The organism is Enterobacter nematophilus (assembly GCF_026344075.1).
Taxonomy (GTDB): domain Bacteria; phylum Pseudomonadota; class Gammaproteobacteria; order Enterobacterales; family Enterobacteriaceae; genus Enterobacter; species Enterobacter nematophilus.
This window is the reverse complement of sequence record NZ_JAPKNE010000001.1, coordinates 539,214-564,335: the sequence shown is the minus strand read 5'-3', so window position 1 is coordinate 564,335 and position 25,122 is coordinate 539,214. Positions and strand designations below refer to the sequence as shown.

27 protein-coding genes are annotated in these 25,122 nt (G+C 56.2%); 8 read left to right on the top strand and 19 right to left on the bottom strand.

From position 1 onward, the window contains the following. Nucleotides 1-33 precede the first annotated feature (33 nt). Nucleotides 34-552, top strand: coding sequence for a superoxide dismutase [Cu-Zn] SodC (sodC, locus tag OSH03_RS02600; protein ID WP_061098426.1), 519 nt, complete (start codon nucleotides 34-36; stop codon nucleotides 550-552). Here the strand turns inward: sodC and OSH03_RS02595 are convergent. The 3 genes from OSH03_RS02595 to OSH03_RS02585 are packed head-to-tail and all read right to left on the bottom strand — an operon-like array spanning nucleotide 531 to nucleotide 3,663. Next, a complete protein-coding gene (locus OSH03_RS02595) occupies nucleotides 531-2,564 on the bottom strand; it encodes an FUSC family protein (RefSeq protein ID WP_266178192.1) in 2,034 nt (677 codons plus the stop codon). The two genes, sodC and OSH03_RS02595, sit on opposite strands and share 22 nt — an antisense overlap. Then, nucleotides 2,564-3,424, bottom strand: coding sequence for an efflux RND transporter periplasmic adaptor subunit (locus OSH03_RS02590; protein WP_266178191.1), 861 nt, complete (start codon nucleotides 3,422-3,424; stop codon nucleotides 2,564-2,566). Before OSH03_RS02590 ends, OSH03_RS02595 begins: the two co-directional genes overlap by 1 nt. Before the next feature lie 2 nt (nucleotides 3,425-3,426). Continuing rightward, complete coding sequence (locus tag OSH03_RS02585) at nucleotides 3,427-3,663, bottom strand: DUF1656 domain-containing protein (RefSeq protein ID WP_061098423.1); 237 nt, start codon at nucleotides 3,661-3,663, stop codon at nucleotides 3,427-3,429. A 186-nt stretch (nucleotides 3,664-3,849) separates the two neighbouring features. On the opposite strand from OSH03_RS02585, the gene slyA reads away from it, so the two are divergent. Next, on the top strand, nucleotides 3,850-4,290 hold the full coding sequence (slyA, locus tag OSH03_RS02580; RefSeq protein WP_021241135.1) for a transcriptional regulator SlyA: 441 nt from the start codon (nucleotides 3,850-3,852) through the stop codon (nucleotides 4,288-4,290). Nucleotides 4,291-4,327: 37 nt separating this feature from the next. On the opposite strand, the gene OSH03_RS02575 is transcribed toward slyA, so the two are convergent. Both OSH03_RS02575 and slyB read right to left on the bottom strand, forming a co-directional pair. Beyond that, nucleotides 4,328-5,689 carry a sensor domain-containing diguanylate cyclase gene (locus tag OSH03_RS02575; RefSeq protein ID WP_266178190.1) on the bottom strand — a complete coding sequence of 454 codons (1,362 nt, stop codon included), beginning with the start codon at nucleotides 5,687-5,689 and terminating at the stop codon, nucleotides 4,328-4,330. Between the two features lie 198 nt (nucleotides 5,690-5,887). Next, complete coding sequence (slyB, locus tag OSH03_RS02570) at nucleotides 5,888-6,355, bottom strand: outer membrane lipoprotein SlyB (protein WP_028012906.1); 468 nt, start codon at nucleotides 6,353-6,355, stop codon at nucleotides 5,888-5,890. Nucleotides 6,356-6,600: 245 nt separating this feature from the next. Here slyB and anmK point away from each other — a divergent pair, with 245 nt between their 5' ends. The 5 genes from anmK (at nucleotide 6,601) to pdxY (ending at nucleotide 11,183) form a co-directional block, all read left to right on the top strand. Then, nucleotides 6,601-7,725, top strand: coding sequence for an anhydro-N-acetylmuramic acid kinase (gene anmK / locus OSH03_RS02565; protein WP_151413261.1), 1,125 nt, complete (start codon nucleotides 6,601-6,603; stop codon nucleotides 7,723-7,725). A gap of 93 nt (nucleotides 7,726-7,818) precedes the next feature. Next, nucleotides 7,819-8,142, top strand: a complete 324-nt coding sequence (gene mliC, locus OSH03_RS02560) for a C-type lysozyme inhibitor (protein ID WP_028012908.1) — start codon at nucleotides 7,819-7,821, stop codon at nucleotides 8,140-8,142. Between the two features lie 57 nt (nucleotides 8,143-8,199). Beyond that, nucleotides 8,200-8,856 (top strand): pyridoxamine 5'-phosphate oxidase, encoded by a 657-nt coding sequence (gene pdxH / locus OSH03_RS02555; RefSeq protein ID WP_061098420.1) that lies wholly within the window; start codon nucleotides 8,200-8,202, stop codon nucleotides 8,854-8,856. A 125-nt stretch (nucleotides 8,857-8,981) separates the two neighbouring features. After that, complete coding sequence (gene tyrS / locus OSH03_RS02550; RefSeq protein ID WP_023311370.1) at nucleotides 8,982-10,256, top strand: tyrosine--tRNA ligase; 1,275 nt, start codon at nucleotides 8,982-8,984, stop codon at nucleotides 10,254-10,256. Nucleotides 10,257-10,322: 66 nt separating this feature from the next. After that, nucleotides 10,323-11,183, top strand: a complete 861-nt coding sequence (gene pdxY / locus OSH03_RS02545) for a pyridoxal kinase PdxY (RefSeq protein ID WP_266178189.1) — start codon at nucleotides 10,323-10,325, stop codon at nucleotides 11,181-11,183. A 60-nt stretch (nucleotides 11,184-11,243) separates the two neighbouring features. Here the strand turns inward: pdxY and gstA are convergent, their stop codons facing one another. From gstA to blr, 12 genes are all read right to left on the bottom strand, one after another. Next, complete coding sequence (gstA, locus tag OSH03_RS02540; protein ID WP_151413264.1) at nucleotides 11,244-11,849, bottom strand: glutathione transferase GstA; 606 nt, start codon at nucleotides 11,847-11,849, stop codon at nucleotides 11,244-11,246. A gap of 105 nt (nucleotides 11,850-11,954) precedes the next feature. Beyond that, the gene (dtpA, locus tag OSH03_RS02535) at nucleotides 11,955-13,463 is read right to left on the bottom strand and encodes a dipeptide/tripeptide permease DtpA (protein ID WP_266178188.1); all 1,509 of its coding nucleotides are present in this window, start codon (nucleotides 13,461-13,463) and stop codon (nucleotides 11,955-11,957) included. Nucleotides 13,464-14,064: 601 nt separating this feature from the next. After that, nucleotides 14,065-14,700 carry an endonuclease III gene (nth, locus tag OSH03_RS02530; RefSeq protein WP_042719087.1) on the bottom strand — a complete coding sequence of 212 codons (636 nt, stop codon included), beginning with the start codon at nucleotides 14,698-14,700 and terminating at the stop codon, nucleotides 14,065-14,067. Then, on the bottom strand, nucleotides 14,697-15,383 hold the full coding sequence (locus OSH03_RS02525; protein ID WP_266178187.1) for an electron transport complex subunit E: 687 nt from the start codon (nucleotides 15,381-15,383) through the stop codon (nucleotides 14,697-14,699). The genes nth and OSH03_RS02525 overlap by 4 nt, the downstream gene beginning before the upstream one ends. A 2-nt stretch (nucleotides 15,384-15,385) precedes the next feature. Continuing rightward, on the bottom strand, nucleotides 15,386-16,006 hold the full coding sequence (gene rsxG / locus OSH03_RS02520; protein ID WP_266178186.1) for an electron transport complex subunit RsxG: 621 nt from the start codon (nucleotides 16,004-16,006) through the stop codon (nucleotides 15,386-15,388). Nucleotides 16,007-16,016: 10 nt separating this feature from the next. Further along, nucleotides 16,017-17,069 (bottom strand): electron transport complex subunit RsxD, encoded by a 1,053-nt coding sequence (gene rsxD / locus OSH03_RS02515; protein WP_266178185.1) that lies wholly within the window; start codon nucleotides 17,067-17,069, stop codon nucleotides 16,017-16,019. Beyond that, a complete protein-coding gene (gene rsxC, locus OSH03_RS02510) occupies nucleotides 17,070-19,187 on the bottom strand; it encodes an electron transport complex subunit RsxC (RefSeq protein WP_266178184.1) in 2,118 nt (705 codons plus the stop codon). Beyond that, entirely contained in the window at nucleotides 19,180-19,758 is a 579-nt protein-coding gene (gene rsxB / locus OSH03_RS02505) for an electron transport complex subunit RsxB (protein ID WP_061098411.1), read from the bottom strand. The genes rsxC and rsxB overlap by 8 nt, the downstream gene beginning before the upstream one ends. Further along, nucleotides 19,758-20,339 (bottom strand): electron transport complex subunit RsxA, encoded by a 582-nt coding sequence (rsxA, locus tag OSH03_RS02500; protein WP_014883581.1) that lies wholly within the window; start codon nucleotides 20,337-20,339, stop codon nucleotides 19,758-19,760. Before rsxA ends, rsxB begins: the two co-directional genes overlap by 1 nt. A gap of 76 nt (nucleotides 20,340-20,415) precedes the next feature. Beyond that, the gene (locus OSH03_RS02495; protein WP_151413875.1) at nucleotides 20,416-20,856 is read right to left on the bottom strand and encodes a DUF2569 domain-containing protein; all 441 of its coding nucleotides are present in this window, start codon (nucleotides 20,854-20,856) and stop codon (nucleotides 20,416-20,418) included. Between the two features lie 86 nt (nucleotides 20,857-20,942). Beyond that, the gene (gene ydgT / locus OSH03_RS02490) at nucleotides 20,943-21,158 is read right to left on the bottom strand and encodes a transcription modulator YdgT (protein WP_013096896.1); all 216 of its coding nucleotides are present in this window, start codon (nucleotides 21,156-21,158) and stop codon (nucleotides 20,943-20,945) included. Between the two features lie 233 nt (nucleotides 21,159-21,391). Next, the gene (gene blr, locus OSH03_RS02485) at nucleotides 21,392-21,517 is read right to left on the bottom strand and encodes a division septum protein Blr (RefSeq protein WP_168733269.1); all 126 of its coding nucleotides are present in this window, start codon (nucleotides 21,515-21,517) and stop codon (nucleotides 21,392-21,394) included. Between the two features lie 241 nt (nucleotides 21,518-21,758). Here blr and OSH03_RS02480 point away from each other — a divergent pair, with 241 nt between their 5' ends. Further along, on the top strand, nucleotides 21,759-22,799 hold the full coding sequence (locus OSH03_RS02480; RefSeq protein ID WP_266178183.1) for an oxidoreductase: 1,041 nt from the start codon (nucleotides 21,759-21,761) through the stop codon (nucleotides 22,797-22,799). A 43-nt stretch (nucleotides 22,800-22,842) separates the two neighbouring features. Here OSH03_RS02480 and add read toward each other — a convergent pair whose 3' ends face one another. After that, nucleotides 22,843-23,844 (bottom strand): adenosine deaminase, encoded by a 1,002-nt coding sequence (gene add, locus OSH03_RS02475; RefSeq protein ID WP_266178182.1) that lies wholly within the window; start codon nucleotides 23,842-23,844, stop codon nucleotides 22,843-22,845. Between the two features lie 96 nt (nucleotides 23,845-23,940). Next, nucleotides 23,941-25,113: a MalY/PatB family protein gene (locus OSH03_RS02470; protein WP_266178181.1), complete on the bottom strand. Its 1,173-nt coding sequence runs from the start codon at nucleotides 25,111-25,113 to the stop codon at nucleotides 23,941-23,943. Between the last annotated feature and the right edge of the window lie 9 nt (nucleotides 25,114-25,122).

The following is a 25,122-nucleotide window of genomic DNA, read 5'->3' as shown; positions in this document are numbered from 1 at the left end:
CTTAAGGGGCAAAAAATAACCAGCGGAGGTCATATGAAGCGTTTTACTCTGGCATTGGTCACGCTGGTTGTTTGCGCAGGGGCGCAGGCAGCCAGCGACGAAGTAGAAATGAATCTCGTCACCTCACAGGGTGTGGGTCAGTCCATCGGGACGGTGAAAATCACTGAGACCGATAAAGGGCTGGAATTCGCACCCGATCTTAAAGCACTCCCGCCGGGCGAACACGGCTTCCACGTTCATGCCAAGGGGAGCTGTCAGCCAGCCATGAAAGAGGGTAAACCGTCGGCAGCGGAAGCAGCAGGGGGCCACCTCGATCCGCAGAATTCAGGTAAACATGAAGGGCCTGAAGGTATGGGACACCTGGGCGACTTGCCGGTGCTGGTGGTCAACAATGACGGTAAAGCCACGGATCCGGTCGTGGCTCCGCGGCTGAAAAAGCTGGATGAGGTCAAAGGCAAAGCGCTGATGATCCATGTGGGCGGCGATAACATGTCCGATCGGCCTAAACCGCTTGGCGGCGGCGGGGCGCGCTATGCCTGCGGCGTAATCTGATCCCCAATCGTTCCCGGCGGAGGCGCCTGTTCCAGCTGCGACAGCGAGCAGTGCAGGCGCCAGATTATCGAGGCCAAATCGCGGGCTGCGGGAAGATGGTGCCGTGCAAGGGTGTCGCAGATCCGCTGCAGTTCAGCCAGCGTGGCCTCCAGAGGCCGCTGCTGAACGCCGCGCTCGCTCATCACATCGCGTAGCAGAGAGATGCAAACATCACGTACCTGCGACAGCGGATCGGAGCGCGTTTCCCACGCGCGAAGCTGCCAGACCACGTGCGAGCAGTTCAACAGCACCACGCCCCAGCGCAGCAGCCAGCGTCGGGAGAGCGCGTCCTGGCTGTTATTTAACTGGCTGACGTGGTGATAAACCAGCGACTCATACTCGCTTTCTTGCAGATCCGGCTTGCGGCTGAGCTGGTCGACAAACCCTCTGCGCAATTCACGAATATGTCGACGGCTCTTGCGTGCGTCAGAGCCGGGACGCAACACCGCGAAGGCCAGCCACGCCAGCCCCACGCCAAGGATTTTTGCCAGGTTGTCATTCAGAAAATCGGCGTAATCATACACCGGCGGATTCGTCACGGAGATAAACGAGCCCATAAAGACAATCAGCTGCCCCCACAGACCCGCCAGTTTCGGCATTTGCAGCTTAAGGAGCTGCATCGTAGTTAACAGCGGAAACAGGAACAGCAGAAACTGCCAGAGATCGCTTATCTGCACCATCAGGCCAAACTTCACCACAAAACTGAACAGTGACAGCAAAACAAGCGTTCGCAGCAGCAGCGTAAGCGAGTTAAACGGCGAGTCCGCGACGGAGTATAGGACGCAGCTGATAGCGGCAAGCGTTAAAGCCGCCGAACCGGACTCCCACTGCGTGGTGATGCTCCAGGCCCCCACCAGCATCAGCGCGCAGAAGGTGCGAAAACCGCTCCACAGCGCTTCCAGATAATCGGTGTGACGTGCGAGAGCCGGGCTGCCGGGAACGTTAAACTCCGTGACCGGGGTGGCATTCTCAACCGCCTTAATCCAGCGGCTGCTGCGCAGATATAGCCGACAAAAGTAATTCAGCCGCTGCCAGAAGGCGCGATGGCGATAATCATACTCATCCACCGGGGCGAGCGGGGCGATGATCTTCGCGACGGTGTAGATGTCCGCATCCGGGCGCGCGAGCGCCGCGAGCAGGGTTTCGATTACGGCGCGGGTGTTTTCCGGCGGTGACGGCCAGTTGAGCAGCATCCGCCGCAGGCTGGAGATGGCGCTGGTCATGCGCAGCTGCTGGTGTAGCAAATAGTTAAGCAGCGTGTTCTGACGGCGAAAACGGTAATGGCTCCAGAACGCCTGAATACGTAACAGATTCATGGTCAGGATCTGCCCGATAACCTTTTCATGCGCGAGTCGGATGTCGTCGCTGGTATCCGGTTGCCACAGCAGGCTCGCGTGTTCCAGCAGCCGGGTATGCATGGTTTTCAGCGCAGTGATAAGCGCTGTGCCGTCGGAGGTGCTGGGCAGGACCATCATCATAAATCCGCCGCAGAGGATCCCGACAATCACTTCGCAGACGCGCGCCTGTGCGATATCCCATAGCTCGGTGGTGTCGAGCACGTTGACGACCGGGAAGGCGATAATGGCGGCGGTATAGCCCGCCAGCTGGAAAGCATAGGCCACGTTATTGGTGAAATGGGCGCAGGCCCAGGTACAGCAACCCAGCCATGCCGCCATGCTCAGCAGGAACAGCCACGGATCGTTCAGCGTGTGGCCCGCGATTATTAACGCCGCGGTGGCACCCAGCAGGCTACCTGCGATACGGCCAAGGCTTTTGCTGATCACCCCGCCAACGGTAGGGAAGCTTACCACCGCCGCAGAGGTCATCGCCCAGTAGGGCTCATCCAGGTTCAGGTAATAGGCGACGGTCAGCGCCAGGCACATGGCAATGCCGTTGCGCAGCGCGTAGCGCCACTGGGGGCGCGTCGCTTTCATCCACGGCGTGTTTTGCCAGGAGAGCGCCTGTAGCTTCATTAACGGGTTCCGATGGAGACAGTGCAGGTGGTGCCGGAAACCAGCGTGATGTCCTCGGGTAAACGGTCAAACTCCACGCGCACAGGCACGCGTTGAGCCAGGCGCACCCACGGTACGTTCGGCTTGATGTCCGGCACCAGCCCGGAATCCGTTTCAACGCTTTGATCGTAAATGGCGCGGCCAATGCTGGAAACGTGACCATGTAACTTTTGCGAGCCGCTGTAAAGCGTTATGGCGGCGGGAGCACCTTCACGTATATGACGAAGCTTGGTCTCTTCGAAATAGCCCACGACGTAGAAGGAGTGGCTATCGACGAGGGCAAAAACAGGCTGACCGGCGGTGGCATAATTCCCCACACGGGCGGAGAGGTTGGTCACCCATCCATCGACGGGGGCGGTAACCACAGTTTGGGTAAGCTCCCACTGCGCCTGCTTCAGCGTCGCCTCAGCCACGTTGACGCTCGCCTGCATGGCTTTGACGTTGATATTGGCGGTATCTAAATCTTCCGCGGAGATGTAGTTTTTCGACAGGTGACGGCGGCGATTGGCCTCGTTATTGGCCTTCGCTAAGTCAGACTGGGCTTTTGCCAGCTGCGCCTGGGCGTTCAGAATCGCAATGTGGTACGGGGTGTCGTCGATGCGGAATAACACCTCTCCCTTTTTAACGAGCTGGTTATCCTTAACCAGCAGCGTTGTAATACTTCCCGACACCTGGGGAGTGATGCTGACCTGCTCAGCGCGAACTTTGCCGTCACGGGTCCAGGGGGACTGCATATAATAATTCCACAGCCACCAGCCAGCGACCACGGCAAGGACAAGGACGAACAGGGTGGAAAAGTACTTCAGCGTTTTCAGAGGCATATTCACCACACGATCAGAACAGCAAGGCCCAGGCATACGGAGAGGGCAAACAGGGAAAGATCCATCAGCATGGGATGCCAGATTTCGCCGGAGTACATCCAGTCGCGAAGCAGGCGATGCGCGATGAGCCACAGAATAAAGCCCACCAGCACGGCTTTAAACAGAGGAGGAAAGTAGACTGACGCACCGAAGATCAGATCCTGAAGGGGTAAACCCTCTGGGCGATGAAAAAAGATCACAGGCAGAAATCCTTTGCAGTGAACAGAATGCCGCGTTGGCTTGTCTGAGTATGAAGAAGCATCACAAATCAGTGTAAGTCATACTTTTGAATTAGATGAATGCAGTATTGCATTTGTTTTGCCATTACAAATGCTGCACACTATTCTAAAATCAGTATAATAACTTAGCAAGCTAATTATAAGGAGATGAAATTGGAATCGCCATTAGGTTCTGATCTGGCAAGGTTGGTACGCGTCTGGCGTGCTCTGATTGACCATCGCCTGAAACCTCTGGAACTGACGCAGACGCATTGGGTCACGTTGCACAACATTCATCAGCTGCCGCCCGACCAGTCGCAAATTCAACTGGCTAAAGCGATAGGCATTGAGCAACCGTCGCTGGTGCGCACGCTTGACCAACTGGAAGAGAAGGGACTTATCTCCCGGCAAACCTGCGCCAGCGATCGTCGCGCCAAGCGGATTAAGCTGACGGAGAAAGCGGCTCCCATCATCACTGAAATGGAAGCTGTAATTACCAAAACCCGCGGTGAAATCCTTTCAGGGGTTTCCCCGGCGGAGCTGGAAATGCTCATCAGCCTCATTGCGCGGCTGGAGCAAAACATCCACGAGCTACAGTCTCGCGACTGACCGGACAACAAGGCCTTGCATCCGCAAGGCCTTATTTTTACTTGAAGACAACGACGCGGTTACGGCCTGTCTCTTTCGCTTCATACATCGCCTTATCGGCATTTTCTACGCACGCTTCTGCGGAGACCGATGATGAGGTTGCCGTAAATACCCCCATGCTGATGGTAACCGGCTCCGGTAACTGACCCTCACTGCTGATTTTGTCAAAACTGCTCAGCTTCAACCGAATACGCTCTGCCACCTGGTAGGCGTCTTCGGCAGCGGTGTTTGCCAGCATCAGGACAAACTCTTCGCCGCCGATTCGCGCCGCGATATCCTGGGGGCGCACGGAATCCATCAGCAGATTAGAGACAAACTGCAATACTTTGTCTCCCTGAAGGTGTCCATAGTTGTCGTTGATGCGTTTGAAGCGATCGAGATCGCTGACGATAACCGAAACAGGGCGGCTGGAGGTGGCGATGTCCAGCGCCTGGTTTAACGATTCGTAAAAATAGCTGCGGTTATAAAGGCGCGTGAGCGGATCGCGAATCGAATTTTGGTACGACTGCTGATACTTTAAATGGGAATCACGGTATAACCTGAAGACATCGTAGAGCAGAACGAAAATAATCATCAGCGTCGCGACGGTTTCAAATAGCCGGGCACGATACCACGATATATCTTCGGCGTGCCCGCCCACTAACAGCATAGAGAGCGTGACGACGTAGCAGATACACAGAAAATTACCTCCCACCCAGAAAAGATTGCGCACCCGCGTAATAAACATCAGCGTAGCTAATGTCACCACCCAGAGAACAATTAATGAAATATTAATACTGTGGCTCCAGAGAACCATAAACTGCCGCGTTTCATTATCGACCAGATCGAGGGATAAAAACGGGGAATGGCTGGAATAAATCCACGCAAGCATCACGCCACAGGCGGTAAAGAGAAATGCACCACTGACGATCGAGATATGCGCTAAGCGTGAAAAAGGCTGATTGCGGGAGGGATAGAGTAATGCCGAAGCGATCATCAGGACGGCCATTATGAGATGGCGGAACATATAGTAGATCATCGCATCGTTGTAGTTCGCGTCGTTAAACTGATAGAGGTTCAGCCATGCCGGAAAGCTGGTCAACGTTCCAACCATCAGTAATGCTGAACCGGAAAAGGCAAAGGAGATGACAATCAAATAAAGCCGTCTCTTATCACACCAGTATTTCATTGCCATAAAGCAGGCAATGAACAGGTGAAACACGAGTAAAAAAATGGTGAGCGTAGGGAACAAAAGGGGTGAGAAGGAGGGAACCCATTCCACCAGTTTCGCAAATAAAGCTTGTAGTATTCCGATGACGACAGCGCAACCGAAACAGAACGAGATATAACGACCTTTGACAGAACGACTATTCGCAAGCATATAAAGTTTTACAAAATTAAAATGAAATAGGGTGAGGTAGTTGCGAAGAGTCTAATCAATTAAAGCAATAAATACTTTGCGCGGGAACAATATACGGCGGGATTAATAATATATGGAATAAATATATATTGTAAATATATTCACGAGAATTATATATTTTGTAAGTGGATGTGGCCGGATGACCACATCCATCTTTAATTAACGCGGGGAAACGGTAACCTGGCTACCGTTGCTTGCCAGCACAACGCGCTGACCGGCGGAGAAGCGGGTATTGCCCTGTTTCTGAACCACCATAATGGTGCTGCCGTCGTCTTTACGAATTTCCAGCTCTACGCCCTGGGTTTTGTTCATCGCGCCCTGAACGCCCTGGCCCGCGACGCCACCCGCTACAGCGCCCGCTGCGGTCGCCAGAGAACGGCCCGTGCCGCCGCCAACGGTATTACCCAGGAAACCACCCAGTACAGCACCGCCGATTGCGCCCATCACGTTGTTTTCATCACCACCCTGAATTTGTACAGGACGGGCGTTAACAACGGTACCGTAAGTCACGCTCTGAACCTGTTTTGCTTCAGAAGCGCTGTAAACGTCGCCAGACAGCGAGCTGTCGTTCACACAGCCAGCCAGGGTTAAACCAATCAGCGAAACGCCCAGTACACGTACAATCATTTGAATCTCCTGTTCACCAAAAACGCCTATCTGGAGGCATCCGTTATGGCTAAATTATATGGCATAAAGGGCCATAGTTCATATCTTTGCACTAACAATAAGAAAATTGTACTTGAATTTGACTTAACGAGACATAAACAGGATCCGCCCGGCGACATTGTTAAAAAATATTAGCGTCGGATGGCAAAGGAGCGCTGTTTATGGTTGAGTGGATATCCTTAGCCCACGCAACGTAAGGAAAGCGCATGAAATCGGGTCGCTACATTGGTGTGATGTCGGGCACCAGCCTGGATGGGGTAGATGTCGTTCTGGCCGCCATTGACGAACATATGGTGGCACAGCAGGCGAGCCTGACCTGGCCAATCCCCCTTTCGCTGAAAGAGGACATTCTGAGCATTTGTCAGGGGCAGCAGTTGACCCTCTCCCAGCTTGGTCAACTTGATGTTCGGCTGGGGGCGCTGTTTGCGGATGCGGTGCAGGCGTTAATGCAAAAAGAACATCTTCGTCCCCAGGATGTGGTCGCCATCGGGTGTCACGGACAAACCGTCTGGCATGAGCCGACGGGCGATGCGCCGCATACGTTGCAAATCGGCGATAACAACCAGATTGTGGCGAAGACCGGCGTAACGGTCGTCGGGGATTTTCGTCGCCGCGATATTGCGCTTGGCGGCCAGGGCGCGCCGCTGGTGCCTGCTTTCCATCAGGCGTTGCTGGCGCACCCTTCAGAACGCCGCATGGTGCTCAACATTGGCGGGATTGCTAACCTCTCGATGCTTATTCCGGGGCAGCCCGTTCGCGGCTACGACACCGGTCCGGGAAATATGTTAATGGATGCCTGGATCTGGCGGCAGTGCGGTCAACCGTATGATAAAAACGCCGATTGGGCGAGCGAGGGTAAAGTGGTTCTCCCGCTGCTGCAGTCCATGCTCAGCGACCCTTATTTTGCCTTGCCGGCGCCCAAAAGCACGGGGCGTGAATACTTCAACTTTGGCTGGCTTGAGCGCCAGCTGGCGCTGTTCCCGGCTCTCGCCCCGCAGGACGTCCAGGCGACGCTTGCAGAATTAACGGCCGTGTCGATCTCTGAGCAAGTGCTGCTCAGCGGCGGCTGCGAACGCCTGCTGGTGTGCGGCGGGGGAAGCCGAAACCCGCTGGTGATGGCGCGTCTTGCCGGGCTGCTGCCGGGCACCGAGGTGACCACGACGGACGAGGCCGGCATCAGCGGTGATGATATGGAAGCGCTGGCTTTCGCCTGGCTTGCCTGGCGCACCATCGCCGGGCTGCCGGGCAATTTGCCGTCGGTAACCGGCGCGCGCGAGGCCAGTGTCCTCGGGGCGATTTTCCCGGCTAATCCTCGTCATAATCAGAGTTAACTGAAATTCAGCGCGGCGTCTCGTCGTTAGAATGGAATAAAACAGGAGGGCAGCCATGCCCTCCAGGACCAGGAAAGTCTTCGGAATACGCCCATGAAAAAACTTCTTCTTATTGCCGCGCCTTTATTGCTGTCAGGATGCAGCGTCTACAACCAGTTCCTTGAGCGCATGCAGACCGATACCCTGGAGTATCGCTGCGATGAAAAACCGCTGACCGTGAAGCTGAATAACCCGCGTCAGGAAGCCAGCTTCGTCTACGACAATAAGCTGCTGACCCTTAAGCAGGGTATCTCGGCCTCCGGAGCGCGTTATTCGGACGGCATCTATGTCTTCTGGTCGAAAGGCGACAGCGCCACGGTCTACAAACGCGACCGCATTGTGCTGAACAACTGCCAGCTTGAAAATCCGAAGCGTTGAGATTTTTACAGGGGCGGCGCACAATAGCGCCACCCAATCTCAAGATCAGCTAACGCCATGTCAGATAACGATGAACTGCAGCAAATTGCGCATCTGCGCCGTGAATACACCAAAGGCGGCCTGCGTCGCCAGGATCTTCCCGCTGAACCCCTCGCGCTCTTTGAACGCTGGCTGAAACAGGCCTGCGACGCGAAGCTGGCCGACCCAACGGCCATGGTCGTCGCGACGGTAGATGAAAACGGTCAACCGTATCAGCGCATCGTCTTGCTCAAGCATTACGACGAGAAAGGGCTGGTGTTCTATACCAATCTGGGCAGCCGCAAGGCGCACCACTTAGAAAATAATCCGCGCATCAGCCTGCTGTTTCCGTGGCACATGCTTGAACGTCAGGTGATGGTCACCGGCAAAGCGGAACGTCTCTCGACCCTTGAGGTGGTGAAGTATTTCCACAGCCGCCCGCGCGACAGCCAGATTGGCGCCTGGGTGTCAAAACAGTCCAGCCGGATCTCTGCCCGCGGCGTGCTGGAAAGTAAATTCCTGGAGCTGAAACAGAAGTTCCAGCAGGGTGAAATCCCGCTACCGAGCTTCTGGGGCGGCTTCCGCATTCCGATTGAGCAGATGGAATTCTGGCAGGGCGGTGAGCATCGCCTGCACGACCGCTTTTTATACCAGCGCGAGAATGGCGGCTGGAAAATCGACAGACTGGCCCCGTAATCCCCGAAATTTGTTGATTTAAGCGCTAGCGCACACCGCGCTTGCGCTTTATTCTATGGTCCTTTCGCATCAGGCGAAAAGTCGTGTACCGGCAAAGGTGCAGTCGTTTATACATGGAGAATTTGATGGCAAGCAGTAACTTGATTAAACAATTGCAAGAGCGGGGCCTCGTGGCCCAGGTGACGGACGAGGAAGCGTTAGCAGAGCGACTGGCGCAAGGCCCGATCGCGCTCTATTGCGGCTTCGATCCCACCGCTGACAGCTTGCATTTGGGGCATCTTGTTCCATTGTTATGCCTGAAACGCTTCCAGATGGCGGGCCATAAGCCTGTTGCCCTGGTGGGCGGCGCGACCGGTCTGATTGGTGACCCGAGCTTTAAAGCCGCGGAGCGTAAACTGAACACCGAAGATACCGTGCAGGAGTGGGTCGATAAGATCCGCAAACAGGTTGCACCGTTCCTCGACTTCAACTGTGGTGATAACTCTGCCATTGCTGCTAACAACTACGACTGGTTTGGCAGCATGAACGTGCTGACCTTCCTGCGTGACATAGGCAAGCACTTCTCTGTTAACCAGATGATTAACAAAGAAGCGGTCAAGCAGCGTCTGAACCGTGACGACCAGGGTATCTCCTTTACCGAGTTCTCCTACAACCTGCTGCAGGGCTATGATTTTGCCTGCCTGAACAAGCTGCACGGCGTCTCTCTGCAGATCGGCGGCTCTGACCAGTGGGGGAACATCACCTCCGGTATCGACCTGACCCGTCGCCTGCATCAGAACCAGGTCTTCGGCCTGACCGTTCCGCTGATCACCAAAGCAGACGGCACCAAATTCGGTAAAACCGAAGGCGGCGCGGTGTGGCTCGATCCGAAGAAAACCAGCCCGTACAAATTCTATCAGTTCTGGATCAACACGGCGGACGCCGATGTTTACCGCTTCCTGAAGTTCTTCACCTTCATGGACATTGCAGAGATCAATGCGCTGGAAGAGGAAGATAAGAACAGCGGTAAAGCACCGCGTGCCCAGTACGTGCTGGCGGACGAAGTGACCAAACTGGTTCATGGTGAAGAAGGCCTGGCTGCGGCAAAACGCATCACCGCAAGCCTGTTCAACGGTACGCTGAGCGATCTGAGCGAAGCGGACTTCGAACAGCTGGCGCAGGACGGCGTGCCGATGGTTGAGATGGAAAAAGGGGCTGACCTGATGCAGGCGCTGGTGGACTCTGAGCTGCAGCCGTCTCGCGGGCAGGCGCGTAAAACCATCGCCTCCAACGCTATTACCATCAACGGTGAAAAGCAGGCTGACCCGGAATACACCTTCGTTGACGGCGATCGTCTGTATGGCCGCTACACGCTGCTGCGCCGCGGTAAGAAAAACTACTGTCTGGTCTGCTGGAAATAAGTAAAAGTCTCCAGGGGCGTGGGAAACCACGCCCTTTTTGTTTGTTCAGGGTTTGGTAAGAAAAAGATGAAGAACATCCTCGCCATTCAGTCCCACGTTGTTTTTGGACATGCTGGCAATAGCGCAGCGGAATTCCCGATGCGCCGCCTCGGTGCCAACGTCTGGCCGCTCAATACCGTGCAGTTCTCTAACCACACGCAATATGGTAAATGGACAGGCTGCGTGATGCCGCCTTCGCACCTTACGGACGTTGTGCAGGGTATTGCGGATATAGACCAGCTCAAGCGCTGCGACGCCGTTCTGAGCGGCTACCTCGGCTCAGCGGAGCAGGGGGAACATATCCTCGGCATCGTGCGTCAGGTGAAAGCGGCAAATCCGGCGGCAAAATACTTCTGCGACCCGGTTATGGGTCACCCGGAGAAAGGCTGCATCGTGGCGCCTGGCGTAGCGGAATTTCACGTTCGCCATGCGCTGCCCGCCAGCGATATCATTGCGCCCAACCTGATTGAGCTTGAGATCCTCTGCGAGCATCCGGTTAACAGCGTAGAAGAGGCTGTAAGCGCGTCTCGCGAGCTGATAGCCCAGGGGCCGGAGATTGTACTGGTAAAACATCTCGCCCGCGCAGGGCTGACCCAGGAGCGTTTTGAGATGCTGCTGGTGACGAAAGATGACGCATGGCATATCAGCCGGCCGCTGGTGGATTTCGGCACGCGTCAGCCGGTGGGCGTGGGTGATGTGACCAGCGGGCTGCTGCTGGTGAAGCTGCTGCAGGGTGCAACGGTGCGAGACGCGCTGGAGCACGTTACGGCAGCGGTGTACGAAATTATGATTGCGACGAAAGAGATGCAGGAATATGAACTGCAGGTGGTCGCGGCCCAGGATCGCATCGCGAAGCCGGAGCATTATTTCAGCGCCACACGATTATAATCGTCCAGAGTTCGCAGGCCGGGTAAGCGTCAGCGCCACCCGGCAACACAGACGGCTCGCTTAATTCAACCCTTCCGCTTTTAGCGCCGCAGCCACCGCTGGGCGCTCCGCCACGCGCGCCATATACGATGCGATGTGGTCCAACCCTTCCAGGTTCAGCTTAACCGCACGCGCCCAGCGCAGTACGGTAAACAGGTACGCGTCGGCAATGGTGAAGCGTGAACCGCAAATCCACTGATCGTCCTTCAGCGATTCATTCACGAACTGCAGCTTTTTCTCTAGCAGGGCTCGCACGGTCGGCTTGTACTCTTCCGGCGTATCCGGGCGGAACAGGGGGGTAAAACCTTTGTGCAGCTCGGTGGCGATATAGTTCAGCCACTCCAGCGTTTTATAACGTGCGACGCTGCCGGTAGGGGCAAGGAGCTGGCGATCCGGTACGTTGTCCGCCAGGAATTGCATAATCGCCACGCCTTCGGTCAGCAAAGTACCGTCATCCAGCAGCAGGGCCGGAACCTGCCCTTTAGGGTTAATTGCAAAAAAGTCATCCCCGTTTTCCAGGCGCTTTTTCATCAGGTCAACGCCATCCAGCGTGAAATCCTTGCCGCTCTCGCGCAGGGTGATATGGGAAGCAAGAGAGCACGCGCCCGGTTTGTAGAACAGTTTCATCGGTAACTCCTTTTTGCTGAGGTTTCAGCTATGTTAGTGCGCGAAGGAACAAAAAAAAAGCCGCTAAAATCTTAGCGGCTTCTGTTCAGTCGTTTCTCTCAGATATCACGCGGTAGCGGTTTTGTTCGCTTCCGCGGTCTTGTCGTCGTCCTGAGTCATTCGATTCAGTTTCGGCGCGGTCAGCAGCATCAGCGCCGCGATAACCGCCGTAGCGATACCAATCTGCATGAACACGGTACCGTAGACGTTCAGGGAGACCAGCGGGTCGGTCACGTTTTCCGGCACCGCCATCAGGTTCGCAATCTTACCGGCGATGATCGCTGCACCAGCAGTGGTCAGGAACCAGCTACCCATAATGAAGCCCATCAGACGCTGCGGAACCAGCTGCGCAACCATCGCCAGGCCCAGACCGGAGATCATCAGTTCGCCGATAGACTGCAGCGCGTAGCTCAGGATCAGCCAGTTAACGGACACGATACCCGCGTCAGTGGCGAATTTAGTACCCAGCGGCAGCACCAGGAACGCGCCGGAGCACAGCACCATACCGATTGCGAACTTGTGCGGCATTGGCAGACGGTCGCCCATCTTGTTATAGATAGCGGCCAGGATTGGGCTACCAATCATGATCCAGAACGGGTTCAGCGCCTGATACTGCTCCGGCTCGAACGCGATGCCCAGGATGGAGTGCTCAACGTTACGAATAGCGAAGAAGTTCAGAGAGGTCGGCATCTGGCTGTACAGCACGAAGAAGATAATCGCTTCCAGCATCAGAATGAACGCCACAATCATCTTACGACGGGCTGCACCCTGCATGGCGAACGCTTCTTTCGCGAAGATGACCACGATACCCAGCGCAACCACGCCCAGAACGGCACGAGCGATACCCTGGTTGTGCAGCAGCCAGGTGGCGATCGCCGCCAGGACGACAACGCCCACGATGGTGGCCAGCAGCTTGCCCATGTGGACAGGCTCGAAGTCAGGTTTTGAACCGTAGTCTTTCACCCAGCTGCGGCAGAACAGGAAGTTTACCACGGTGATCAGCATACCCACGAAGCTCAGCGCAAACGCCACGCTCCAGCCGAATTTCGCCGCCAGCCATGGGGTTGCCAGCATGGAGAAGAAGGAACCAATGTTGATGGACATGTAGTACATGGTAAATGCACCGTCCAGACGTGGGTCATCTTTGCTGTAGCAGGTTGAGAGCAGGGAAGACGGGTTTGCTTTGAACAGACCGTTACCCACGGCGATGGTTGCCATGCCCATATAGACCACAGCCGCATCATGTCCTGACCATGCAACCAGACCATAGCCAATAGCCAGAACAATGGCACCCAGCATAATGACGCGCTTAGTACCCAGAACTTTATCGCCCAGCCAGCCGCCGATAGCAACCAGACCGTAGACGAGGGCACTGAAGGAGGAGAACAGCGTGATGGAATCGGCTTCGGACATACCCAGCTGTTTAACCAGGTAAACCGCCATAATCCCTTGCAGGCCGTAGTAACCAAAACGCTCCCATAACTCGATAGAGAAGATGAGATAAAACGCTTTCGGTTGTTTAAAAGCGTTCAGACTCACGCTTTCTTCTGTTGGTTTATTGTTTGCAGTCGACACATATACCTCTTTTTTTACATCCCATATTAACGGGGGTGTTCATAGCGTGATGGCCGTAGCCCATCCGCCTTATAGTTATATTGGGAGGAGAAACGGCGGGTAATGTTCACTATCCTGCCCCGTCTGGCAATACGTTTGTAATAATCTGTTACATATATCTGGGGCGGTATAATCGTCGGTTTCTGCAAATGTTATTCAGCGTTAAATTTTATACGATAACTAAAGGTAGTTTTTTCGACTGGGATCTACCCTGCGGGACAGGCTTTTGGCGATATGTTCTGCTATTTGCCGTCTGTTGCAGTGAGATAGCCCATAATCTGAAAAATAGCTGGTCTTATCTTCCGGGTAAACTCGGTTATATCTTGCCCGGCAAAGGGTTTGCGGTGACTTTGACAACAAAAAAACAACATGACGTTATCAGAGTGATCGGGATCACAGATATATAGAAATTTTTGGCTATGAAAAAAGTATTAACCTGTTTGAGCGTTATAGAGCCGAAGAAGTGACGCGTCAGAGGATGCAAAAGGCGGATGAATTATGGTCAGGAGAAGGGTTTCTGGAAGGCCTTCTCCTGGTGTGGGATTATGAACGTGGATAAAAGTCAGGAATAAACTTTTTCTTTATATTCACACAGATCTTCAATAATGCAGGAGCCACAGCGCGGCTTTCGGGCTATGCAGGTATAACGACCGTGCAGAATAAGCCAGTGATGGCAGTCAACCTTGAATTCGGCAGGAACCACTTTTAACAGCTTCTCTTCAACCTGCTCGACATTTTTCCCTGGGGCGAAGTTAGTCCGGTTTGAGACGCGGAATATATGCGTATCCACGGCGATGGTCGGCCAGCCAAACGCGGTATTGAGCACAACGTTCGCGGTTTTACGCCCCACGCCCGGCAAGGCTTCCAGCGCGGCGCGATCCTCCGGCACTTCGCCTCCGTGCTGTTCCAGCAGGATCCGGCAGGTCTTAATGACGTTCTCCGCCTTGCTGTTGAACAGGCCGATGGTTTTGATATAAGACTTAACGCCCTCCACGCCCAGTTCCAGCATCGCTTTTGGCGTATTGGCGACCGGATAGAGCAGGGCAGTGGCTTTGTTGACGCTCACATCGGTCGCCTGCGCAGAGAGCAGCACCGCGATCAGCAGCTCAAACGGAGAGGTAAAATTCAGCTCCGTCGTCGGGTGCGGGTTCTCGTCCCGCAGACGGGTCAGGATCGCAATGCGCTTTTCTTTATTCATGAAGCCTTCTCGGGTGTCCCTTCCAGAACGCTGCGCTCTGCCGCGCGGCGCTTACGTTTTTCATCAATCAGGTATTTTACCGCCAGCATCATGCCAAGGCCAATAAACGCGCCAGGCGGCAGCATCGCCAGCAGGAATGGCGTGTCGGTGTGGAACACTTCGATGCGCAGCACTTTGGCCCAGCCTCCCAGCAGCGCATCTGCGCCGTCGAAGAGCGTCCCGTTGCCCAGAATTTCACGCACGGAGCCGAGGACGAACATGGCGGCAGTCGCGCCCATCCCGATGGAAAACCCATCCAGAGCGGAAATGGCCGGGTTGTTTTTTACCGCGAAAGCCTCAGCGCGGCCGACCACGATACAGTTGGTCACGATAAGCGGAATAAAAATCCCGAGCGACTGGTACAGGCCAAACGCGTAAGCGTTGATAAGCATCTGCACGACGCTTACCATCGACGCAATGATCATCACGTAAATCGGAATACGGATTTCCGACGGCGTCCAGCGGCGCAAAACGGAGATAGAGAAGTTGGTCAGGGTCAGCACCAGCGTGGTCGCCAGGCCCAGCCCGAGCGCGTTGGTAGCGGTAGATGTCACCGCCAGCAGCGGACAGAGCCCAAGCAGCTGTACCAGCGCGGAGTTATTCTTCCACAGCCCCTGGACAATAACCTCTTTAACCTGGCTCATGATTACTCCTCACAGGCCGGAAGATTGTTGATTTGCGCGGGCAGCGTTTCGGCATACAGCCCGGCGCGTTTTACGGCGTTTACCACCGCCCGCGGCGTGATGGTTGCGCCCGTGAACTGGTCAAACTCGCCGCCGTCTTTCTTCACCGCAAATGCCGTGTCGTCTTCGCCGTGGATGACTTTACCGGCAAAGTGCAAAATCCAGTCGCTCAGACGGGTTTCGATTTTATCGCCCAGGCCTGGCGTTTCATGATGCTGCGTGACGCGGGTCCCGAGAACGGTACCGGAAAAATCGCTGCCCACGAGCAGCTGTATGGCGCCAGAGTAACCGTCAGGCGCCGTGGCTTCCATTACCGCGCCTACCGGCTTATCCCCTTTACGGGCGATAAAAACGCGATGCGCGCCTTTTCCAAGCGGCGGGGCGTCTACGACAAAGCAGCTTTTTTGCAGGTCATTATCGTAGAAATCGGACGGGATCACCTGGTCGAACAGCGCCTTTTGCTGCTTCAGCGCCTGTTCTTCAATGGTCGTTTTGGTCAAGGCATTGACCAGTGCCGTCAGCCCCGTCAGAACCGCGGCGAAGACAGCCAGCGTGACGCCGTGTTTTTGCATCGTTTTTAACATGGCGAAACCCTTAGCGATGGCCGTACACGCGGGGCCGCGTGTAATAGTCGATGAGCGGAACGGTAATATTGGCGAGCAGGACGGCAAACGCCACGCCGTCCGGATAACCGCCGAAGCTGCGGATGAGCCAGACCAGCAATCCAGCCAGCGCGCCGAAGATCAGGCGACCGCGGTTGGTAGTGGAGGCCGTCACCGGATCCGTCAGGATAAAGAATGCGCCTAACATGGTCGCGCCGGAGAGCAAATGCATCTGCGGGCTGGCCAATGATTCAGGCGAAAAGACCCAGCCCAGCGTGGCGCAGAATGCCAGCGTCACGAGGAAGCTGACCGGAATATGCCAGCGAATGGCCTTCTGCTGCAGCAGGAACAGCCCGCCCAGCAGATACGCCAGGTTGACCCACTGCCAGCCCGCGCCCGCCAGCATGCCGCTGTAGATGGCGGATTTCATGATCTGCTCAACGCTGTGCCCGGCGTGTAGGGACGTTTTGAACGTATCAAGCGGCGTCGCCTGGCTGATACCGTCCACGCCCATACGCAGCGCGTTCATATCCGCACCCAGCGCCGTATGGCCGGTAAAGATCGCCTGCAAAGCATCCACAAAGCCCGGAACCGTGGCCGCAATTTCGTGCGGCGGGAGCCAGCTGGTCATCTGCACCGGGAAGGAGATCAGCAGCACCACGTAGCCGATCATTGCCGGGTTAAACGGGTTATGACCGAGGCCGCCATAGAGCTGTTTGGCAATAATCACGGCAAACACGGTGCCGAGCACTACCATCCACCACGGGGCAAGCGGGGGAATGCTGATGGCCAGCAGCAGGCCGGTCAGCAGCGCGGAGTTGTCGGCCAGGATGCGGGAAACCGCCATCTTGCGCAGCTTCAGCACGAGGGCTTCCGCCGCGACGGCGCTGGCGCATCCCAGAGCTATCTGGAACAGGGTTCCCCAGCCGAAAAACCAGCACTGAACGGCAATGCCCGGCAGCGCGGCCAGGCAGACCAGCATCATAATGCGCGAGGTCTGACGCTGGTTATGGGTGTAGGGGGAACTTGCGATTCTGAAAACCATTTAATCCTCGTTTACGGCTTGCTGTGCGGCTTTCTTCGCCTGAACGCGCGCGATCGCGGCCGCGACGGCGGCCTTGCGCGGGTCGTCGTTTGCGGCCTGCGGCTGCTCTTCCTGCTGCGCCGCTTTGCGCGCTTTGGCGCGCGCGATGGCCGCTTCAACGGCGGCTTTACGCGGGTCGACCGGTGCTTCAGGTTCTGCGGCAGGCGTCTGCTGCGCCGCTTTGCGCGCTTTGGCGCGGGCAATCGCGGCCTCAACGGCGGCTTTACGCGGGTCGACCGGTACTTCGGGTTCTGCGGCAGGTGTCTGCTGCGCTGCTTTGCGCGCTTTGGCGCGGGCGATGGCCGCTTCAACGGCAGCTTTACGCGGATCGACCGGATCCTGTTTAACCACCACTGGCTGCTCCCCGGCCTTGCGGGCTTTGGCACGGGCAATGGCCGCTTCGACGGCCGCTTTGCGTGGATCGATTTCAGCTTCCGGCTGCGCCGTTTGCGCTTTTTCCGCCTGACGGGCGCGGGCCGCTGCCTTGCGCGCTTCGCGGGCGGCAATCGCTTCGCTGTTATCCGGTTTATCACCGGCCTGGATCACCAGCGTCTGGGCGGCATTGGCTTTTTTCTCGCGAACGCGCGCCAGTGCGGCGTTGATTGCATCCTGATCTTTCCCGGCAGGCTGAACGGCGGCCTGCTTATGACGTTCCTGACGGGCCATCTTCTCACGTTCGAGACGCGCCTGACGCGCTTCGAAACGTGCCTTGGCTTCCGCGGCGCGTTTCTCTTCCATGGAGATGGCATAAATTTCGGCCTTCTCCTGGCGGAAGTACTGCACCAGCGGAATGTTGCTTGGGCAGACCCAGGCGCAGGCACCGCATTCGATGCAGTCGGCCAGGTTATGGGCTTTAGCTTTATCGTGCAGCTGGCCTTTGCTGTACCAGTACAGCTGCTGCGGAAGGAGATCCGCCGGGCAGGCATCGGCACAGGCGCTGCAGCGGATGCAGCCTTTCTCTTCCTGCTCTTCCCCCATTTCGGTTGGGGAAGGGGCGAGCAGGCAGTTGGTGATTTTCACCACCGGGACATCGAGCCACGGCAGGGTAAAGCCCATCAGCGGGCCGCCCATGATCACCATCTGGTCGCTGGCCGGGCAAAATTCAGCCTGTTCCAGCAGATGGCGCACCGGCGTGCCGAGGCGCGCCCAGACGTTACCCGGACGAGAAACTGACCCTCCGGTCAGCGTTACCACGCGCTCGGTCAACGGCTCGCCGTCAATCACCGCACGCTTGACGGCGTAAGCGGTGCCGACGTTTTGCATCAGCACGCCGATATCCGACGAGCGTCCGCCGTGCGGCACCTGCTTTCCGGTGAGGATTTGCGTCAGCTGCTTTGCGCCGCCAGAGGGGTACTTGGTCGGGATAACGCGCAGGGCGATATCATGGCTACCGGCCAGCACGGCGCGCAGCATCGAGATAGCCTGCGGTTTATTGTCTTCGATACCAATCAGCACTTCTCGCGGCTGCAAGATGTGGGCGAGGATGCGGATGCCTTCCACCACCTGGGCGGCACAGTCCTGCATCAGACGATCGTCTGCGGTGATATACGGCTCGCACTCGGCGGCATTGATAATCAGCGTCTGAATCTTATCGCCGCCGCCGCTCAGCTTGACGCCGGTCGGGAAGCCCGCGCCGCCAAGCCCCGCGACGCCGAACTGATGGATACGTTCGATAAGCGCGTCGCGGCTCTGGCTGCGGTAGTCGCTCCAGCCGTCACGGTCAATCCAGCGATCTTCACCGTCGGCTTCAATAATCACGCTCAGTTCCGACAGCGCGGACGGATGCGCCACCGTATGAGGGGCAATCGCCACCACTTTCCCGGATGTTGGGGCGTGGACCGGCAGCATACGTCCGCGTCCGAAGGTCAGCGGCTGACCGCGCAGCACCGTATCGCCTTCTTTCACGCACAGCTCGCCCTCAGCGCCAATATGCTGCTTGAGCGGCATGACGTAACGCGTCGCCAGCGGAATTTGACGCAGCGGCGTGCCGTTGGACTGGGTCTTCATCTCTGGCGGATGGATACCGCCGTCAAAGTCCCAAATCTTCTCTTTTCTGAAAGCAGAAAATAACTTAAGCATGTTGTTCCACAGGAATATTGCGAACCGGAATGGTTTGAAGATCCCACTTCCAGCTTTCGGTAGTCGTTTCAACCGGGCGCAGCTCTATACATTGCGTCGGGCAGGGGGCCACGCAGAGGTTGCAGCCGGTGCACAGATCCGCCACAACGGTGTGCATGGCGCGGGTCGCGCCAACAATGGCGTCAACCGGGCAGGCCTGAATACATTTGGTGCAGCCGATGCAGTTTGCCTCGTCGATCACGGCAAGGGCGCGAACCGGCTCCTGCGCTTCGGCATCGCCATCTACGGGCTGCGGATCGACGTTAAGCAGGGCGGCAATTTTCAGCATTACCGCTTCGCCGCCGGGCGCACAGCGGTTAATTTTTTCACCCTGAATGCCTACCGCTTCAGCGTAAGGGCGGCAGCCCGGGTAGCCGCACTGTCCACACTGACTTTGCGGCAAAAGCTCATCAATTTTCTCAACAACAGGATCGTCCTCTACCGCGAAACGGCGGGAGGCATAGCCCAGGACAAGGCCAAACACCAACCCCAGGACGCTGATAGAGGCGATGGCAATCCAGATAGCACTCATTACAACTTCACCAGACCACTAAAGCCCATAAAGGCCAGAGACATTAAACCCGCGGTCACCAGCGCAATGGCGTTACCGCGAAATGGCGCAGGGATATCCGCTGCCGCCAGACGTTCGCGAATCGACGCGAACAGCACCATAACAAAGGAGAAACCGACGGCGGCGGAAAAACCGTACAGCGCCGACTGCATGAAGTTATGGCCAAGATTGATGTTCAGCAGCGCCACGCCAAGCACCGCGCAGTTGGTGGTGATCAGCGGCAGGAAGATACCCAGCAGGCGGTAGAGCGCCGGGCTGGTTTTACGCACCACCATTTCAGTAAATTGCACCACTACCGCAATGACCAGAATAAACGCCAGCGTCCGGAGATAGATTAACCCCAGCGGGATGAGGATCCAGGTGTCAATCAACCACGCGCAGATAGACGCCATCGTCATGACAAAGGTCGTCGCCAGCCCCATGCCCATCGCCGTTTCCAGCTTTTTGGACACGCCCATAAACGGGCACAGGCCAAGGAACTTCACCAGAACGAAGTTGTTAACCAGCACAGTGCCGACAAAGAGCAGTAAGTAATCGGTCATTATTTAGCCTGAAATAAAAAAGCCGCCTATTATCGGACAAACCGGGGCAGGCGACAACAGGTTATCTGTAAGGTTATTACGGGTTCACGAAGGTGTTTTTCACACGCGTTGAACGCTTGAAATAGGGCACCAGCAGCGCCGCAGCCAGTAACGGGAAAAGCAGCTGGCGGACAGCAAGCGCGTCAGACACGGGCGAGAAAGCAAACGCTTTAACCGCCAGCAGAACCGAAATGAGCAGCCAGATAATATAGTGCTTAGGCACACTCTTGCGGCGCTTAAAGAAGGCGATGGTCAGCCACAGGGTGTAGTACCACATCCCAATCGCGAAAACGAACGACACAAACCACATCGCTATATTCAGCACGCTTTGCGACATCAGGGTCTTAATGGCGTGAGGGGTAATCAATGCGGTGGTATAAAGCAGCAGCGCAAGCGATGCGCTTAATAAGGCAACCAGCAGCCATGCCAGTGGGGCGATTAACCAGCCTCCGATGCGTTCTCCAGGCGTTGCGGTCATGAACTCTCCCATTATCTGCGCGAAATGTTGTACAGCCAGTTTGCAGGGCGGAGAGTATATAACATTTCGCGCGGATGGCTACTTTCTTATAAAACGTAACGCCATACGGACTTCGGCACTTCGCCGACGTTGAACAAGCGTCCGCCGGAGACCAGCTCCGCACGGCGATGATCCGCGGCGCGATACATATTGATAATGTCCTGATTATCCGACAGGGTGTAGTTCAGATGGTCAAACAGTTTTTCCAGGCTCTCAAGCGAATTGATCTTGCGAAATTTTAATAAATAGTCCTGAACTGTCATATTAATAATTTTCCATATAAAAGTGAGTAATACCAGTTAAGGTAATTCGGTCGAATAATAAACGGATTAATACAGACGTAAACAGCCCACTCAGATAACGCGACGAAATTAGGAGTTTTCTTTGCTGAAATTCAGGCACCGAAGGTGATGCCTGGAAGAGAAGGTTAACCGCGTTCACCAGGGCTGGCAATCCGAAACTGACATATTATGTCACTCTTTATAGCAGCAACCGGTTACTTAGGATGGGTGACGGCAGCAGGCTCCGGCGGCTGGTAGTTATCAATATGGCTGGCTACGCCGAGCAAAATGACCGAAACCCCAAGAACAATCCATCCCGCTAATTCAATGATTCGATTAATAATTGATGCCATGATTCACTGTTGTAATTTATCCATAAATACAGGGCGCAAATGTTACAGCGCTGTTTCTCTGACGGCAAGCGCTTTGGGAACGATTCCCTTAAACAAAATCAGAAGGTTAATACTATGTAACAAAAATAGCCGCTACAGCCTGCTATTTTAAGCGCCATGGCTCATTATTAATGAGGACAATGCCAGACAGGCCAGTATGAAATAAGAAACGCATAAAGAGGATAACACGATGAGTGATAACATCCGCGTCGGGCTTATAGGCTACGGGTACGCGAGCAAAACGTTTCATGCGCCTCTGATCGCCGGGACGCCGGGAATGGCGCTGGCTGCGGTATCCAGCAGCGACGCCGCCAAAGTCCACGCTGACTGGCCCGCAGTATCGGTTGTCTCTGAGCCTAAACATCTTTTCAACGATCCGAATATCGATTTAATTGTTATTCCCACCCCGAACGACACGCACTTCCCGCTGGCGAAAGCCGCGCTGGAAGCCGGGAAGCACGTCATTGTTGACAAACCCTTCACCGTGACGTTGTCACAGGCGCGTGAGCTGGAGGCGCTGGCGAAAAGCCTGGGCAGAGTGCTGTCCGTTTTCCATAACCGCCGCTGGGACAGCGACTTCCTGACGGTTAAAACACTTATCGGTGAAGGCACGTTAGGGGAGATCGTTTATTTTGAATCGCACTTTGACCGCTTCCGCCCGCAGGTAAGAAACCGCTGGCGCGAACAGGCCGGTCCGGGCAGCGGCATCTGGTACGATTTAGCCCCGCATCTGCTGGACCAGGCCGTGAATCTGTTTGGTCTGCCGGTGAGCATGACGGTCGATCTGGCCCAGCTCAGGCCCGGGGCGCAGACAACCGATTACTTCCACGCGGTGTTGAGTTACCCGCAGCGCCGGATTGTGCTGCACGGCACGATGGTCGCGGCCGCGGAATCTGCCCGCTTTATTATTCACGGCACGCGCGGGAGCTACGTGAAGTTTGGCCTCGATCCGCAGGAAGACCGGCTTAAAAACGGTGAACGTCTGCCGCAGGAAGACTGGGGCTATGATATGCGCGACGGCGTCGTGACGCGGGCGGAAGGTGAGGAGCTGGTTGAGGAAACCCTGTTAACGATCCCGGGTAACTATCCGGCCTATTATGCAGCCATCCGCGATGCGCTGAACGGAACGGGGGAGAACCCGGTTCCGGCCAGCCAGGCGATCCAGATTATGGAGCTGATTGAGCTGGGGATTGAATCTGCCAAACATCGCGCCACGCTTTGTCTGGCATAATTTTTGTAAGCCGGGTAAGCGCCAGCACCACCCGGCAGCGGCGTTAACCGCGCGCCACTTTATCCCGCAGCGCCTGCTTCTCTTCAGGCGTCAGGAAGGCTATTTCCAGCCCGTTTACCTGCGCCTGAAGGATCTGCTCGCGGCTCAGGCCAGCCTGCGGTGCGGCGATGTTGTACTCGTGGATGATATCCACGCCCTGAACCGCCGGATCGTCCGTGTTCAGCGAGGCCAGCACGCCGTGCTCAAGGAACGTTTTCAGCGGGTGCTGCGCCAGCGTGGCCACGGTGCTGGTCTGAATGTTGGACGTCAGGCACGACTCAATCCCGATACGCTGCTCCGCCAGGAAATCCATCAGGGCGCGATCTTCTACCGCCTTCACGCCGTGGCCGATACGCTCGGCACCCAGTTCGCGGATGGCCTGCCAGATGCTTTCCGGGCCCGCTGCTTCCCCCGCATGGACGGTAATGTGCCAGCCGGCATCGCGCGCGCGGTTGAAGTGGGAGAGGAACAGGCTGCCGGGGAAGCCCAGCTCGTCACCGGCGAGGTCGACGGCGGTGATGGCATCGCGATGCGCCAGCAGCGCTTCCAGCTCCTGCAGGCAGGCGGCTTCGCCGAAAGTGCGGCTCATAATGCCGATCAGGCGGGCCTGGACGTCGTAGGTTTTACACCCTTCGCGGACGCCTTCAATGACGGCCTCCACCACGCCTGCAACGGGCAGGCCGTGGGTCATCGCCATATAGCCCGGCGAGAAGCGCAGCTCGACGTAATGCAGGCCGTTACGCGCCGCATCTTCAATGTTCTCAAACGCCACGCGGCGGCAGGCATCCAGCGAGGCCAGCATCTTCACGCCCCAGTCGAGCTTGCTCAGGAAGCTGACCAGGTCCGGTTCATTGGAGGTGACCTGAACGTGTGGGATCAATGACTCAAGCGTCTGAGCGGGAAGCGTTAAGTTGAACTGGCGGCCAAGATCGAGGATGGTTTGGGCACGAATGTTACCGTCAAGGTGACGATGAATATCAGTTAAAGGCAGGCGTGTATCAATCATGGTCGCACTCTTTTCTGGTTAAAGTGCGCCATATTATAAAAACAAAACGGGGTAAAAAGCTATTTGCGCAAGGGAATATTCCGTTGCGCAAATAAATTACAGGAGCGTGTTGATCCCGGCGATGAGGCGCTGAACCCCTTGTTCCAGCTTGCTGCGCGGACAGCCGGCGTTAAGGCGCACGAAGCCGTTGCCCTCTTTTCCGTACGTGTATCCCGGCATGATGGCGACTTTTTGCCGCTCGATCAGCACTTTTTGCAGAGCCCTGTCGTCAATGTTCAGCGGACGCAGGTCAATCCAGGCCAGATAGGTTGCTTCCGGCGGCTGCCAGTTCAGTTTCGGAAAAGCGCTGTTTAATTCCTGCGCGATATACAACAGATTCTCTTCCAGATAGCGCCGCAAGGCATCCAGCCACGGCTCTCCCTGCTGATAGGCGGCGATATGTGCCGTCAGCGCCAGCACGGAAGGGGAAGAGAGTCCGTCCCGGCCTTTTAGCGCGCTGAGATAGCCGGTACGGCTCTCCTCATCGCCAATCAGGCCGTATGCGCCCGTCAGCGCCGGAATATTAAAGCTTTTCGAGCCGGAGGTGAGAAGCGCCCATTTGCCGCGCGCCACCGCGTTCCACGGAGTGTGGCGATGCGCCCCCCACACCATGTCCATATGAATTTCATCGCTGATCGCCGCCACGTCATAGCGTTCGCAGAGCTCGGCCATATGGGTCAATTCTTCAAGAGTCCATACTTTTCCGGTCGGGTTTTGCGGGCTGCACAGCAGCAAAATTTTGTTTTCCGGTTTCGCCAGGGCCGCTTCAAGCGCCGCCATATTGCCCAGCCAGCCAGCCGCCTGCTTTTCCATCTCAACGGGCACAACCTGACGCGCATTGCCTCCAATGGCGTTGTAAAACGCATCATACGCCGGGGTGTGGACCACCACGCCGTCACCGGGCTTTGACCAGAGGCGGATCAGCTCTGACACCATGTAGATGACGGAAGGGCCATAAACGATGGTTTCTTTATCAATGCGGCTGTTAAAGCGCTGCCGGAACCAGTGCGCAACGGCGGCAAGAAACTCGTCATTTTTCCAGCGGCTGTAGCCCAGCACGCCGTGGTTGATGCGCTGATGCAGCGCGTCGGTAATGCAGGGGGCGGTGGCGAAGTCCATATCCGAGATGGTGAAGGGCAGCAGATCCGCCGCGCCAAAGCGGTCGGCGACGTAGTCCCACTGCGTACACCAGGTGCCGTGTCGATCCACGACGGTAGAAAAATCAAACATGACGTTAAT